Below are 13,764 nucleotides of genomic sequence, written 5' to 3' on the forward strand. Positions count from 1 at the left end.
TTGCGACGATCAAAAATCGAGTCATTTCTGCTGCGCACCAACTCGCGATACCGCAAGCCAAGCGAAGCTTGGTGGAATCGGCGCTGGTTCGTTCTGGCAAAAGTTATTCTCGCTATTTCAGTGCTTGGATGGCTGGGCGACCTTAGTGAGCTGTGGGCTGCGGCAGAAAAACTGAATTTGGCGCTTATGCAACTGATGCCGATTCTCGTATCAACAGAGATCGCCGAAGCGCCATAGTATTAATGTACATTGATTGGAAAACGATGAATACAGCAGATGGGAAAGTCACGGAGAATCTTCGCGATGGCAACGACTGTCTATCGGAAGGAATGAAGGCCTTCCGGCGGCTAAAGAAAATATCGCCGGCCGATGCGCCCTTGATTGATCAAGCGCTATCGCATGTCAGCTCCGCACGCGAACTGGTCCTGCAGCTGGAGGCCGATATCTTGAAGCGTACCAGGATGTTTTGATGGCCGACCTTATCTGTCTTATTGGTCGCCATGGCGTGGGGAAATCGACGTTAGGCCAGGCACTCGCCAGAATCGGGTATGCGCATCTGAACCTAGGCCTGCTCCGAAGATTGGCGATCTCCGGCACCTACCCTGGCGATATCCCCATCACCCTGATGTTGTCAATTCGAACAATGAGACCAAGCAAGCCGCTGTCTGACGATGTTGTGCGCAAGCTATTGGCGCATGCCTTGTCTTATGATCGCTGCGTGATCGATGGCTTTCCTGTACTAGCTGCACATCTGCCGCTATTACCGGCGGCTGCCAAGATCGCCTATGTATGGGCACCGGCGCAGAGCCGGAACGAGCGGCTACGATCAAGGGCAGCGACGACCAAACGCCACTGGACACCCGGCCTCAACTCCCATCGGGATACTTCGCTCTGCGAAGTATTGAAGCACGTACGGAGTAACTCGAATTTTTACTTTGTTCGCAATGCGCATGACGCTAAAGAAGAGATCAATGCGTTAGCCAATTTCATGGCCTCACTGTATATTGCTCCTCGCTGAAGGGGCCGGGTCCATTCACTCCTATCTGATTTAGCCTGGATGTAAGGAAGCAGTCTACCGAAGGTAGACTGCTGGGTGAATATTAAGCTGCTTTGGAAGACAGTGCTAAATTGATGACCTTGATCAACGTTCTGAGCAACCGCCATACTGCGACGAGAGGCTTGAAGAAGGCTTGGGGCGTTTCACGTGCACCGGCAATAAAACCTTGCATAAACATGTTCATTTTATCATTTCCTTAATTGCCGTATACGTTGAATAAATTGCCCAATACATAATGAATGTTGCATCTGTATATAAAATAATTTTTTCTACGATCTTCATCAAATTCGCAAAAGAATTGTCACCAACGATTGGCGTTGCCCAATGAACCAGAACATTCAGTACCCCGCCAAAAAATAGCAGTGCAGCAAACATCAGTGCGCCTATTGTCAAATGCCCTACATATTCTCCGAGAATTTTCAAGTGATGTTTCATGGAACTCCATATTTGCAATGTGTACCGCCAGAAATCAGATCTGACGGAATATTTTAAAAAATTTTCATTGATTAAATATATATAAAATCCAAAAAAATGGATTTTGATATTTTTTTGCGCAATGTTTTTATACAAGGATTTTTAACATGTAGCCTCCAATAATTTATGCCAAAAACTGGCGAAGTAAAAATTGGAGATTGGAATATCTTTTCGTTGAAAGACCAATGAAAAGACTGGAGATTTTGTTTTTTGACGCCAGATTGAAGCGGGCACCAAGGTGGGAGTATTAATTTAAAAACCGCAATGCCGCAATTGCGACACAGCAACTTTACCGCACTTTCCATATTTTGCCAACCCTAAAATAAAATATTTTCGATTCCTTCAAAAAATTGAGAGTTATATTGAATTGTTGGCAAAGAACATTACTTTAGAATATGAAACAACATGGAAATTTCAATCCGTCTTGAAATTTCACACAAAGACGAACGGCGGGCGACAAAGCCTGGGAAGCGATTTGCCTGGATGGGCCTCATTTCCTGAGAAAAGATGAAGAACGATCATTTTATGAGAATTACAAAGGACTTACGTATGGATATTGTTGATGGCTATTTTGATCAAACCGAATGCGACAAAGAAAAAATGTTGGCGCAAGTATCGGAAAAACTGGGATTTTCGCCATCCGCGTCGGCTGTATATGACCTTTTCAGACAAGCCAACCAGTCCAGAGACATGCGTTTTTGTGAAAATGTAGTGCTTGAGCTAAAAGCCCATCTCATTCCAATAGCAAAACGACAGAGTGTCCTGGCCAAGATAAAGGAAAATATCGGCGACTCCCCAGGGCGCCAGAAAATTCAGAACTTTTACCTGAGCCTTGGAGAACGCAAGAGCTTTTCTTACTGTGCAGCGGTGGTTGCACTGATTAGCCTTGAGAAGTGTCGCTACTTTGAGACCATATGCAGCTTGCTACGTACCTCCCTTCCCCCGAATCCAACCATGGGTCAGGTTGCGCGACATGTCGAGGCCTATGGATACCCACGGCCTTCCGACTTTACGACACGAAAAATTTATTCACATATAAAGACTTTCTCCGAGTTATGGTTATCGCCAAAGGGGAAACGAACAATGGCCCAAAGCGAAACTCAGATCCAGCACGAGGAAAGTGAGGAAAGTGCTCTCCACGCGATAGTCAAGAAAAGCAATTTTAGGAAAATCACGTTCGGCTCGCTTACTGAGGAGATGGTCCTCGATGCAATGATGAAATCTACCGGCCTTTCTTCAAGTCTTGCCGTTTCACTTGCACTGAATTCTTTCCTGCTCGTTGTTGCGCGGGGCAAGGTCGACCTATTGCAACTCGTACGTGACTCGAAGCATCCGAATTTTTCAGAGGTAAAACGAGGGCTCAGGCTCCTGTCAAGCCTGAACTTGCGCGGAGTGTAAGCGGAACTCATCAAAGAGATTAAATTTTTAAGGAAATAGAAATGAAGATGAAACAAGATAAATTAGCTACGGCCCTAAGGATCGTCAACACAAGACCTCTGCTGAGATTTCTGGTTTGTATCGCACCTGGTGTGATGCTGAGTCAACTCACATTAAAACTGGGCATGCCTGATCCAGTACGAGTTTTTGCAACAGTCTGGACATTAGGCGGGGCCGTTTTGTTTATCGCGTGGCCAACGCTTTATAACCGGCTATTCGTCCTGGAAGCTGATGTGCCGACCGTGGCGGACGAAAAAAATGGGCAAGTGGAGCCCATGGCAGGGTTAAGCCAGCCGCCAGCACCCGGCATGGCAGAGGCATCAGCGGATATACACTCGAAGCTGATGCTTGAGCTGCTTGCCATGTGCAGTGGAGACGCCCAAAGGATGTTGAGAGTGATCTCGGAAGAATGCACTCTCAATCCGCACGAGTCGTATCTGACAGCGATTATGCGTGCCCACCACCGCCAGAAATTGTTGCTTAATTCCCCGACTGAAAATTTGAGCTAGCTACCCACACGGCAATCGCAAGGCTGCAGAGCATGACCGCGAGTATATTTGCCGATAGCGTAACAGGAGCTATCGGCAGAAAGAAAAACAGACCAAATACCAAACTAAATACATGCATCGAGGAGTAAAAGAAAACAGGATTCGATGTCTCAAATTTATAGCTTTTCCTTGCTCGAATCATGAAGCCATCTACTGCGGATGGAATACACAGCGCGAGCACAGGGATAAAAAACATGGACGTCAGTGCATATAGACGCCATATGCTTTTATATATCATCAGATATACTCCTCGTAGCCATTTTACTGCATACCTTGTAGCTGCAGAACTCGGGAATTTTGTATTAACCAAACCTTCCGTTGATTGCATCACGCCAGTCGCAATAAATACCGAAGTAAATGTATCGTTGGCTGAAGCATTTACCTTATCCAGATTCACGCCAAAACTTCTCAACATCTCAACTTCCTCGCTCTGCACCCCCTGGTCAGGACTGAATAATGGAACCGATATTATAGTCAATAAAGGCAAAAACAGTGCCCACAAGATGAAGTGACTCAAGAATGTATTTTTTACTTCAACAGGATGAATAGCCATGACTAGAAATTTTTTTCATTTTTTGGAAAAAATTCTGCCAATGACTCATTATCCAGAAGAGAGTGAGGCATAATCTGGATCATCAAAAATGCAGAGGCTATTGAAACTGAAATATTAGATTCAATTCTTGAATTTCTCATGGGATATTCGGCCCATTTATTAATAAATTTATCGGCACCACAAACGAACGGCGACCATACAATATCACCGCTAGAGGTTTCCACCACCAGTTGCTGAGAAAATACATCCTGGCTGTGATTTATCAACACCCTTGCAAAAGCCCCGGCAGCCGCTTGCACATCCCCGCTTCGGTCGTTCTCTTTTTTGTGCTGACTAACAGCCTGTTTAAGACAATAACCAAGAAGAGATTTTCCGCTTTTCGTCAATGAGTATGGACCAACGTAGTTGGCAAATTTAAGCGCCATATCCTCCAACAATGGATTGACCAGCCATATAAATTTTGTCTGCGTCAAGAGCCCAGCATTCTTTATCGCATCTAATAGAATCTTTTTTTCATTCATGGTTATGTCTTTTTTGGTTAACTCTTCATTGTGCTTCTACCACATGGCTCATCACTTCCATCCAGACAAGAGAGCAATAGTAATTTAGTATACATTCAATATAAAAGAGGAAGTCGCCCTTTGTATAGTGTACTGCCTGCCAAGAAAGCAAAGTATTGCAACCCGGGCAATCTAGTTAATAGTTCTGGGGCAACAAAAGGTATTTCCACTTCACTCATTGTCCTGGAGGTTGATCCACTGAATTCGGTGAACGACTTTGACGAGCCAGAGCCACTTGAATGCGAAGTAGTCACCGCCCTTGCCGCTGTTGTTCCGAATGACTTCGCAATCCACTCAGCCATATCCGGGTCTTTGACACGAAGACAAATTACGTTGTTAAGGTTGCCGAGTGCCTGTTTTGTACGAGCGCTGTCGCCAAAAACAACATCGAAGTCGGCAATTGTTTGAGTCGCAATGTAAGCCTTGATTCCGGCCCCACCACCTTTATTTAAGAGTTGAATGCCTTGTTCGTTCATCACTTCCGCTGCTTCATCGATAATTAGGTGAATGTCTTTTGGATTTTTGAAGTTATAAATTGAGCCGGCCACGGATGCAAAATCAGCAAGCATAATTGATCCGATCGCCGACCCAATAGTCTTGTTGGACAGCGAATCCAACCCGACATATAAAACCGCATTCTCTTCTATAATTTTTGTCGTGTCGTAAATTGGCCTCTTGTCATTCAGGTCCAGTGGATCTGGAGATAACATGGATCCAAGTTCATCCGAACCGAGCATTTCCAGGATCGGCTCAAGTACCTGAATCATTTTAGTGTAGTGCTCTTTTGAGTGATTTACCATCGCGATCAACGATTCAATGGCTTCATCTTTTAATCCAGAATGCTCGAATTTTGCGACCATGCACTGCAGACGATCCGTTTTGATAGTCGGCATTTTACCCTTTGGAGTCTCTATCTTGAAAGTATGCAGGTTTGCGTCCCACTTCGTTCCTTCGAGATTGAATAGCTGCTTTTGGATAAGCGATTCCAACAGTGGTTCCACTCCTTGCTGGACAAATTCTTTCGCTGATTTTATCGATGGCATCGAGCCATTTGCAACCTGTGCACGCATAATCCTGAACAATGTTTTCCAGGCAAACGCTGCGAAAGTTCCCTCTGCACTGATTAACTGGCCGATGCGCGTTGCTGGCTCGCCTACGGTGTTCCAGTTAGCCAAGGGATTGATGCGAATGGACTTCGATGGATGCGCCGGATGGAAATATAAGAATTTCCGTCCGGTCCTCTTGCATTCCATTTCAATACGATTTTTTAGATCTTTATCACCCTTGGGATCCATCACAATCAAGCTATCGCCTTTATGGATGATCTGTGTTGCCAGTACTTCGTACAGGCGAGTTTTACCCGCCCGCGTTGTGCCAACTATTAACGTGTGCCCCGACAATCCTTCAAACGGTAATCTGAGTTCCGTTTCCTCCGGATTTATGCCATGTATCCACGGTACGCCGACAACGTTCTCTTTCATGGCATCATTGAGCGTTACAGAGTCTCTGGGGTAGACGGCTTCCCGGATAAAGGGAGGTAACCAAGCCGGCGGACCTTGAATCTCACCAGGGCTGCGGAACATGATTTGTCGAGCGATTTCGGCATGTTGCTGCGTCCATTTGAACCCGCTGCCGAGCCAGAAACCACCTCGCTCCCACTGCCGCTTTGATTTTTCGACGGCGGCAAGTACGGGAATCTTTTGAACGCGGAGCGCCGATATCGACGCACGGAATCGATATAATTGAAATGCCTCTCTGGCACGCAAACCAGAGAGCGCCAATGTCCCCGCTGCTAGCAGTGGCCACATCGGCGGCTGTAGCACGAGCATTGAAACCGCCGATGCGCCCCAGGAAAGAGTAGCGGTGGCCTCGTATGCAGGCCGAAACATATCATTGTATGTCCGTGCCATTAGCTACCTCCCATGAACCAAGGCTGAAGTTGCAATTTGAGTAGAATACCTCTTCCGTCTTCAGTACGGTCGACGATCAAATCTGCATCTACCATCATCTTTCGGATGGATGTCCCTGCAACGCCGAAAGCTCCTAACATGGTGATAGGAACAGCAATCCCTCTTTCTGAGACCTTGAGCAGCTCTTTTAGTTTGGGAAAGTTTTCATGTTTCGACAGCATCTGAAACCATTCGCGCAGAACCGGATGGGCCATATTAAGTAGTGCGTCACCCTTGTCGTTGTTCTCGATATTGCGGACGGTCCCCCCCGGCAGCGCAGAACTATGATGGGATGCGGGTGCCGTTTGGAGCGGGGACTCAATCGATTCGATTGTACTTCCCGGCCCTATCATGTCGTCTTGCATAAATGCATCAGCTTTTATGCACAGATCTGCCGCAGGATCATAGTGAACGTCCGATCCGCGTTCCTGATACTGGCGTTCTTCTACCTGAACATGATGTGTAATTACCTTGCTTATCGTTTGCCTGACGACGCGCGCGATTGTACTTTCGATACCATTCTGAAGCGGTTTGGGATTGATGGCGTTGTATAGCATCAATGACACACGTAAATCGAAATTGTTAAGAATTCCATTTGGCATAAACCGTGCCGCAATAGCTGCACCCTCACTCTGGGTAAGTTCCTGTGCTCCTTTTCGCCATGTAAACATCGAGACCGGATGCTGCGCTAGCCAAACCGAGAGAGGGACAGGGGACACAAGTGGATGATATTCAACATCATTGTCACGCGTAGTAATCAGCGTATTTTCTGAGAGCAACACAACCCCAGTGGCCATGGTCGCGGCAAAAGCTGCAAACCGGCATTGTGGTTCCAGCACACGCCTTTCTTCCGATGCCAGTGTTGGATTGAACATTTGCGTTCCGGCCAAACGCAAAGAAATCAGAGCGGACGTCAAGCCGAAATCGATCGCACCGCCAGGCCTGGAAAAAGCGGCGTTGGATAGCGGCATTTTTTGCACGTGGTCCATATACGCCAAGAGCACAGGAAGGTAGAACCGTGAAAAAACCTTTTCCGGAACGCCAGCTGCAGTGTGAATTTCGCTTATTCGAGTTGCTTCTGATGCAATTAAGTCAGACGAGCTCGCTGGTAACATAAAATTTTGCATCCATACATTATCGGATTAGGGCTACATAGCACGGAACCAATAATTGACTAAATATTCGCACCATTTAATAATGTTGCCCAGTGGCAAACCGGCATCTTTTCTGGACAATTTGTGATGCGATCTTTTTTTATAAGTACATGATTATTATGTATTTTTTTAATTATAAAATCCAAATATCGCACTAATTCACGTTGAATACACTACATTCCTAAAACAATCGTTGTGCCTAATCAGAGCGGACGTCAAGCCGAAATCGATCGCACCGCCAGGCCTGGAAAAAGCGGCGTTGGATAGCGGCATTTTTTGCACGTGGTCCATATACGCCAAGAGCACAGGAAGGTAGAACCGTGAAAAAACCTTTTCCGGAACGCCAGCTGCAGTGTGAATTTCGCTTATTCGAGTTGCTTCTGATGCAATTAAGTCAGACGAGCTCGCTGGTAACATAAAATTTTGCATCCATACATTATCGGATTAGGGCTACATAGCACGGAACCAATAATTGACTAAATATTCGCACCATTTAATAATGTTGCCCAGTGGCAAACCGGCATCTTTTCTGGACAATTTGTGATGCGATCTTTTTTTATAAGTACATGATTATTATGTATTTTTTTAATTATAAAATCCAAATATCGCACTAATTCACGTTGAATACACTACATTCCTAAAACAATCGTTGTGCCTAAAATGCAATGAAAATTGTTATTTTGATCTCAGTTTGTGTATTTTATTAATTTCTTCGAGACTACTTTTAGTTTGTCTATTTCGTCTTTCCAAAAATTAGTATATGTCGCAACTACCAAATGATTACTGGTCTCTGGCGAAGTGGTCAGACCGGACGGAAACGAGGATTTGTTAGTCGCCTTCTGCGCTAAGAGTTGGTTTGTCTCCGAAGGAAATGAAAAGGAATTTGAAACCCATTGAAATTTATCAATAATTTGGAAAATTTCCATGTGGCAAATAACGCATACTTTTTACACAAATAGCAACGCTGATTTTAGAGGTTCGTAATGCTTCAAACATTTGACGTAACGACTACTGCTGGTTCTTCGGTAGACATAAGCAATATCGATTTGGGAAACCTGAACAACGAACAATTGCTCTCTCTGCATATTTATGTAGCGGAATACAGGGCATCATTTACACGGGTAGAAGGAGAGTATCTGATCCTTTCATCTCGCCTTAAAGCGATTCAGGATCTCTTAAAAGACAAGTTCTATGAATTCTCTGAACGGGAATTGGGCCTCAAGCGCCATACTGCCCGGCGTCTTCTCGCCATCAACGCATGCCTGGTCAAGCATATCTCCACCAATGGACAGATCGATTTGAATGAGGCACGCAACTATCGTCGCAACGCCTTATATCTGCTCGAACCCGTGACCGATGTCGATGTGATCGAAGAGGTACGTGCACTTGCAAAAAATGGACAGACTATCGATGAAGCAACAGTTCGACGTATCATCGATTCACGCAATGTGGACTATGAAGAAAAAATTGCGTTAGCGGAGGCCAAGCTGCGTAGTCAGGAGAGCGATCTGCAAAAGAAAGAGCAGCAGCGCGCTTTGGAAAATGGCCGACTTAAGGATCGTTTGGCCAATCAAGACGAGTTGCTACGCAGGGAAAAGGAAAAGACCGTGGCACTTGTGGAAGAGCTGAACGAATCCCGCAGCCAGGCCACGATTGTCGCCCATCCGGTCGAGATCGTGCGCGAGGTTCTTCCCGCTGGATTGGCAAGTATCGAAGAAGCCACTGTGGCTGCAGAAATCCGTTTGGCTGCAATCACTGCCCGCGCTGAGTTGGCTGAGGCACAAGCGAAGACGTTAGAAGAAAAGCATCAGGCCATTGAAAAAAATGCGGGCCTTCTCCGTGCTCAACGAGATGAACTGGTTGAAATCAAAGCTGCTGTCGAGTCCATTCTTCTCAAGTTCCCACTGGCTAAGTTGCGAGCAATCTCAAGCAAAAGCGCTGAAACAAAAGCCGCGCTGGAGGCAATGGGGCAGCTCATGATTCAATTTGGTAATCAACTTTGTACAGCAACAGAGCAAGCTTAGTTTCTTGCCGCGGCCATTTTTGACCGGAAAGCCCGTAAGGAATTTTAATGAACAGTCTTCACCTAGATCTACCTGAGTCGCAATTGGTGCTCAACGCACAAGATAAGTTCCAGAAACAAATCATTGCGGCCAATTACGCTATCATTAGCGCCATCAATGGCACAATGGACTTCGATGCACCCATTGCTGCGAATCTATTCGGATTGTCCAATGAGCATCTGGCACTTATCACTGGAGCAACGAAAATTGCTCTTGCCACGGCGTTAACAATAGGCTTGCCAATTTTCTCGCTACGCATCGCCACCATGGGGTTCATGAACGTCCTTAACGAACCGCAAGGCACGGATACGGCAATGACGATGCTCCTTGGCACTTTCGATCAAGCTCCACCGCTCCTGTCCCTGGGAGAACCGTTTAGTGTGCAACGGCCACCAAATTCCTCTGAAGCAATGCTGGAAGTTCAGGATGGCGCACGTCGTCTGATCGAACTGGCTAACTATAGTGTGTTAGATGCTGTGCGAAGCCTGCAAACTTTTGACGATCCATTAGCATCTCATTTGTTTGGAGCAGAACAGGATGTTCTTCTTGCTCTGTCCCAGTTACCGCGAGCCCGTACATTGCAATTGGTACTCACTGGGGTCCCCATCTTCGCTGTACGTCAGGATTGGCCACAAGCCTTGCTCTTCGCGGAGAACGATGGAATATCCGCGCCAGTTTCGATGCTTCTCAATTCGTTCGGACTCGCGTCCCTCAGCGCAATGAGCGCTTAAGATCGGGAGACGAACTTGACACACATAAGCAGGAATTACGCAGCGAAGCTCGCTATTGCCCGCGAATTAGCGAGTCTGGGTGCACGTGCAGTAACCATATCATCAATCGCAAAGACGAAACCAGCCGATTCTCGCGCGCAATACAAGCTGGTCCGCGGAGTTCAGTCCCAGCCGGGCCAGACTCCAACTGACCACGAATGGTTTCTTTTTAACCAAGTAAGACGGCAGCACGGAGCGCTATTGCTGGCGATGTATGCATCCTATCGCGCAGCTCTTGACTCTTCTCCAGATGCGCATGGCTTAGCCGTCGTTATCACTTATAAGATGTACATACGCTTGACTTTGAACAAGCCAATTGTCAGTGTGGAACGTTTGAATTTACTGGTAGGTACAGGCTTTAACATCGGCTGGCGAGGCATTCTCAAAGGAGGTTCATCGAAATTTTCCTCTGACAATGTCAAGGTTGCTCTTTGCAAAAAGTGCCGAGTTCCCCATTTGGTGGAAGCCCATTATTTGAATTATATCTGTCCCAGTCATCAGAACGCATAGCCATATTTTAGGCTAATACGCAAAAAGGCCACTCTCTGACATCAGAGAATTGGCCTTTGTTTATTTTTATTCAGGGAAAATGGATTGTGATGCAGATTGGCAGCACCACCGAAGCAACCACGCCATGGCAAATTAGCACTGAGATTTAATTTCCGGCAGGAAAAAATAGGGAAGCTTGCACGTCCAGAGGCTACGAAAAGTAGTCTTGCGACAACACCATCCCGGTATTTTGAGCCTTCTGCAGATCCCGTACATTGACGTAGGCAGTAGAGAGTTTCAGCGCGTGCCGAAGCATGTGGTCCACCGACCTGGACCGATGGGTAGAAATTACATTTTCTTGGAGGATATTAGCGAGCCTGCGAACTTGATCATCTTCCCCAGCAAACGCCACAGTGCGATCAGCGGCATGAAAAAGCCTCGAGGAGTTTCCCGTGCGCCAGTAATAAAGCCTTGTATAAATGCATTCATTTCAATATCTCCTGAGTTACTTGTTACGGAAAAAATTACTGACTGAACATTAAATTCCGCATCGTCATATAGTAACAGCTTTTCCACGATTTTCAGCAACTGCGTAAAGCATGGTCTCCCACAACAGGTATTGCCAAGCAAGCCAAACTGCATTGATGACTGTTTTTAGAAACGGCTTGATCGTCCTGTCCCCAATTTACAGATGAAGATCAAACACGATGAGAGGCAAATGGGTGCATCGGATCCTGGCCTGCACAAGTTGTTGGTCAACGGCCGAACCGCCCCCTGACCAACCTTCACGAATGGACGGCAGTCGTAAGCAGATAGCGTAGCCGTGCTCAAGCACAGTAAGTATTACAAGCGGCAGACACCGGCATGCCACAAAATTTTGAGCGGTGTTAGCAAGCTCCGGCAATAAAAAAACCCGCACTTTTCAACGAAAAATGCGGGTCTTCTACAATTCTTGATCTTTTAACTTTTTCCTGGTGCCCGGAGCCGGAATCGAACCGGCACGCCCTTACAGGCGGGAGATTTTAAGTCTCCAGTGTCTACCAGTTTCACCATCCGGGCAGCGCGGCAAGATTCTAGCACAAGTGATACCGATTACACCATCTTGCCCATTAATTGCCTCATTGCCGTACTCTCGGTGCTACTCGCTCCCATGGCTACTTTCCCGCGCCCGGTGCTGCGCATCATCGGCTGATGCCAGCCCGTTGAAGAACAGGTTCAGCAGCACGGCGACGATAGCGGCCAGCAAGATGCCGCTGTGCAGCAACGGCGACAATGCCTTGGGCATGTGCTGCGCGTATTGATCGGCCACCAGCGGCAGCATGCCGAAGCCGATCGACAGGGCCACGATGAACAGGTTGTTGCGGTTGCTCTTGTAGTCGACACCAGCCAGGATGCGGATGCCGGTGGCGGCGACCATGCCAAACATCACCAGCCCAGCCCCACCCAGCACGAACGCCGGCACGGCTTCGGCCGTCTGCGCGATCGTTGGAATCACGCCCATGACGAGCAGGATGATGCCGGCCGCGACGCAGACCCAGCGGCTGCGCACGCCCGTCACGCCCACCAGCCCCACGTTTTGCGAGAACGAGGTGTACGGGAAGGTATTGAAGATGCCGCCAATCAAGGTGCCCAGGCCATCGACGCGCAAGCCGCGGCTGATATCGGCCTGCGTGATGCGCTTGTCCGTCATTTCTCCCAACGCCAGAAACATGCCCAGCGACTCGATCATAACGACGATCATCACCAGGCTCATCGTGACGATGGCAACCACGTCGAAGGTCGGCATACCGAACTGGAATGGCGTGACGATGGCAAAGGCCTTGGCGCTGGCCACCTTGGCGAAATCGGCCTTGCCCAGGGCAAACGACAGAGCCGTACCGGCGATGATGCCGATCAATACCGCAATATTCGACAGGAAACCGCGGCCATACTTGGCCACCAACAAGATGACGGCCAACACGAAGAAGGCAATGCCCATGTTATCGAGCGCGCCATAACCGGGGTTGGCAATCATGGGTACGGGACCGGCTGGAGCGGGTAAGCCGGCCGCCGTGGCGGCAGCGGCCATCTTGACGAAGGCAGGATCGGCAATCTGGGCCATGGCCGGCGGCCCGCCCATGGCCCAGTTGACGCCCACGCGCATCAGCGACACGCCAATTACGGCAATGATGCTGCCCGTGACCACGGGCGGAAACAGGGCCAGCAGGCGACTGATGAAGGGAGCGATCAGCATGGACACGACGCCGGCGCCGATCACGGCGCCAAAGATGCCGGTGATGCCCAGGGCCGGATTGTTCGCCATGGCCAGCATGGGACTGACGGCGGCAAAGGTCACGCCCATCATCACGGGCAGGCGAATGCCGAAGTACTTGCCTATCCCCAGGGACTGGATCAGGGTCACCAGGCCGCAGCAGAAAAGATCGGCACTGATCAGCGCCGCCACCTGCTCGGGCGGCAGCTTGAGGGCGCGGCCGACGATCAGCGGCACGGCGATGGCGCCCGCATACATGACGAGCACATGCTGCAAACCCAGGGTGAACAGCTTGCCGGCTGGCAGGATTTCATCGACGGGCGATGGCACGGCAGGCGTGACGCCCGGCACGCTGCGGTGGATGGATTTCAGACGGGGAGTGGCCATTTACGCTCCATTTCCAGGGTTACCGCGGCCCGGATGGACGCAGATGAAAGGGAAAAGCAAGAGAGAAACGGG

The 13,764-nt window shown here is 48.3% G+C and carries 16 protein-coding genes and 1 tRNA gene; 8 read left to right on the forward strand and 9 right to left on the reverse strand.

Translation table 11 applies throughout. The features are described 5' to 3' along the window. Genes U0004_RS18985 through U0004_RS18995 form a run of 3 tightly spaced genes read left to right on the forward strand, consistent with a single transcriptional unit; the run spans position 1 to position 1,018 of the window. Entirely contained in the window at positions 1-237 is a 237-nt protein-coding gene (locus U0004_RS18985) for a hypothetical protein (protein ID WP_139144198.1), read from the forward strand. A gap of 26 nt (positions 238-263) precedes the next feature. Then, positions 264-470, forward strand: a complete 207-nt coding sequence (locus tag U0004_RS18990) for a hypothetical protein (protein WP_092605609.1) — start codon at positions 264-266, stop codon at positions 468-470. Further along, positions 470-1,018 carry an AAA family ATPase gene (locus U0004_RS18995; protein WP_070257649.1) on the forward strand — a complete coding sequence of 183 codons (549 nt, stop codon included), beginning with the start codon at positions 470-472 and terminating at the stop codon, positions 1,016-1,018. Before U0004_RS18990 ends, U0004_RS18995 begins: the two co-directional genes overlap by 1 nt. A gap of 82 nt (positions 1,019-1,100) precedes the next feature. Here the strand turns inward: U0004_RS18995 and U0004_RS19000 are convergent, their stop codons facing one another. Then, the gene (locus U0004_RS19000; protein ID WP_167468678.1) at positions 1,101-1,241 is read right to left on the reverse strand and encodes a hypothetical protein; all 141 of its coding nucleotides are present in this window, start codon (positions 1,239-1,241) and stop codon (positions 1,101-1,103) included. Further along, on the reverse strand, positions 1,238-1,492 hold the full coding sequence (locus tag U0004_RS19005) for a hypothetical protein (protein ID WP_070257650.1): 255 nt from the start codon (positions 1,490-1,492) through the stop codon (positions 1,238-1,240). Before U0004_RS19005 ends, U0004_RS19000 begins: the two co-directional genes overlap by 4 nt. A gap of 546 nt (positions 1,493-2,038) precedes the next feature. Here U0004_RS19005 and U0004_RS19010 point away from each other — a divergent pair. Beyond that, entirely contained in the window at positions 2,039-2,929 is an 891-nt protein-coding gene (locus tag U0004_RS19010) for a hypothetical protein (RefSeq protein ID WP_070257651.1), read from the forward strand. Positions 2,930-2,970: 41 nt separating this feature from the next. Next, positions 2,971-3,477: a hypothetical protein gene (locus tag U0004_RS19015; protein ID WP_070257652.1), complete on the forward strand. Its 507-nt coding sequence runs from the start codon at positions 2,971-2,973 to the stop codon at positions 3,475-3,477. Here U0004_RS19015 and U0004_RS19020 read toward each other — a convergent pair. The 4 genes from U0004_RS19020 to U0004_RS19035 all read right to left on the reverse strand — a co-directional run bounded on the left by U0004_RS19020 (position 3,449) and on the right by U0004_RS19035 (position 7,705). Further along, entirely contained in the window at positions 3,449-4,069 is a 621-nt protein-coding gene (locus U0004_RS19020) for a DUF4400 domain-containing protein (RefSeq protein WP_071653697.1), read from the reverse strand. The genes U0004_RS19015 and U0004_RS19020 overlap by 29 nt on opposite strands. Before the next feature lie 2 nt (positions 4,070-4,071). Beyond that, a complete protein-coding gene (locus U0004_RS19025) occupies positions 4,072-4,590 on the reverse strand; it encodes a hypothetical protein (RefSeq protein WP_070257653.1) in 519 nt (172 codons plus the stop codon). A gap of 95 nt (positions 4,591-4,685) precedes the next feature. Beyond that, complete coding sequence (traD, locus tag U0004_RS19030) at positions 4,686-6,539, reverse strand: conjugative transfer system coupling protein TraD (RefSeq protein ID WP_070257654.1); 1,854 nt, start codon at positions 6,537-6,539, stop codon at positions 4,686-4,688. Then, complete coding sequence (locus U0004_RS19035) at positions 6,539-7,705, reverse strand: TraI domain-containing protein (RefSeq protein ID WP_081345712.1); 1,167 nt, start codon at positions 7,703-7,705, stop codon at positions 6,539-6,541. The genes traD and U0004_RS19035 overlap by 1 nt, the downstream gene beginning before the upstream one ends. 1,010 nt (positions 7,706-8,715) lie before the next feature. On the opposite strand from U0004_RS19035, the gene U0004_RS19040 reads away from it, so the two are divergent. The 3 genes from U0004_RS19040 to U0004_RS19050 are packed head-to-tail and all read left to right on the forward strand — an operon-like array spanning position 8,716 to position 11,075. Beyond that, positions 8,716-9,756 (forward strand): hypothetical protein, encoded by a 1,041-nt coding sequence (locus U0004_RS19040; RefSeq protein WP_092605621.1) that lies wholly within the window; start codon positions 8,716-8,718, stop codon positions 9,754-9,756. A gap of 47 nt (positions 9,757-9,803) precedes the next feature. After that, a complete protein-coding gene (locus tag U0004_RS19045; RefSeq protein ID WP_070257657.1) occupies positions 9,804-10,526 on the forward strand; it encodes a hypothetical protein in 723 nt (240 codons plus the stop codon). Positions 10,527-10,541: 15 nt separating this feature from the next. Continuing rightward, positions 10,542-11,075: a FlhC family transcriptional regulator gene (locus U0004_RS19050; RefSeq protein WP_071653700.1), complete on the forward strand. Its 534-nt coding sequence runs from the start codon at positions 10,542-10,544 to the stop codon at positions 11,073-11,075. Positions 11,076-11,402: 327 nt separating this feature from the next. Here U0004_RS19050 and U0004_RS19055 read toward each other — a convergent pair whose 3' ends face one another. The 3 genes from U0004_RS19055 to U0004_RS19065 form a co-directional block, all read right to left on the reverse strand. Beyond that, positions 11,403-11,630, reverse strand: coding sequence for a hypothetical protein (locus tag U0004_RS19055; RefSeq protein WP_139144199.1), 228 nt, complete (start codon positions 11,628-11,630; stop codon positions 11,403-11,405). A gap of 396 nt (positions 11,631-12,026) precedes the next feature. Beyond that, positions 12,027-12,113 (reverse strand) — tRNA-Leu (locus tag U0004_RS19060). 79 nt (positions 12,114-12,192) lie between these two features. Further along, positions 12,193-13,692: a nucleobase:cation symporter-2 family protein gene (locus U0004_RS19065; protein ID WP_070257658.1), complete on the reverse strand. Its 1,500-nt coding sequence runs from the start codon at positions 13,690-13,692 to the stop codon at positions 12,193-12,195. Between the last annotated feature and the right edge of the window lie 72 nt (positions 13,693-13,764).

Origin of the sequence: Janthinobacterium lividum (assembly GCF_034424625.1) — a bacterium.
Classification (GTDB): domain Bacteria; phylum Pseudomonadota; class Gammaproteobacteria; order Burkholderiales; family Burkholderiaceae_D; genus Janthinobacterium; species Janthinobacterium lividum.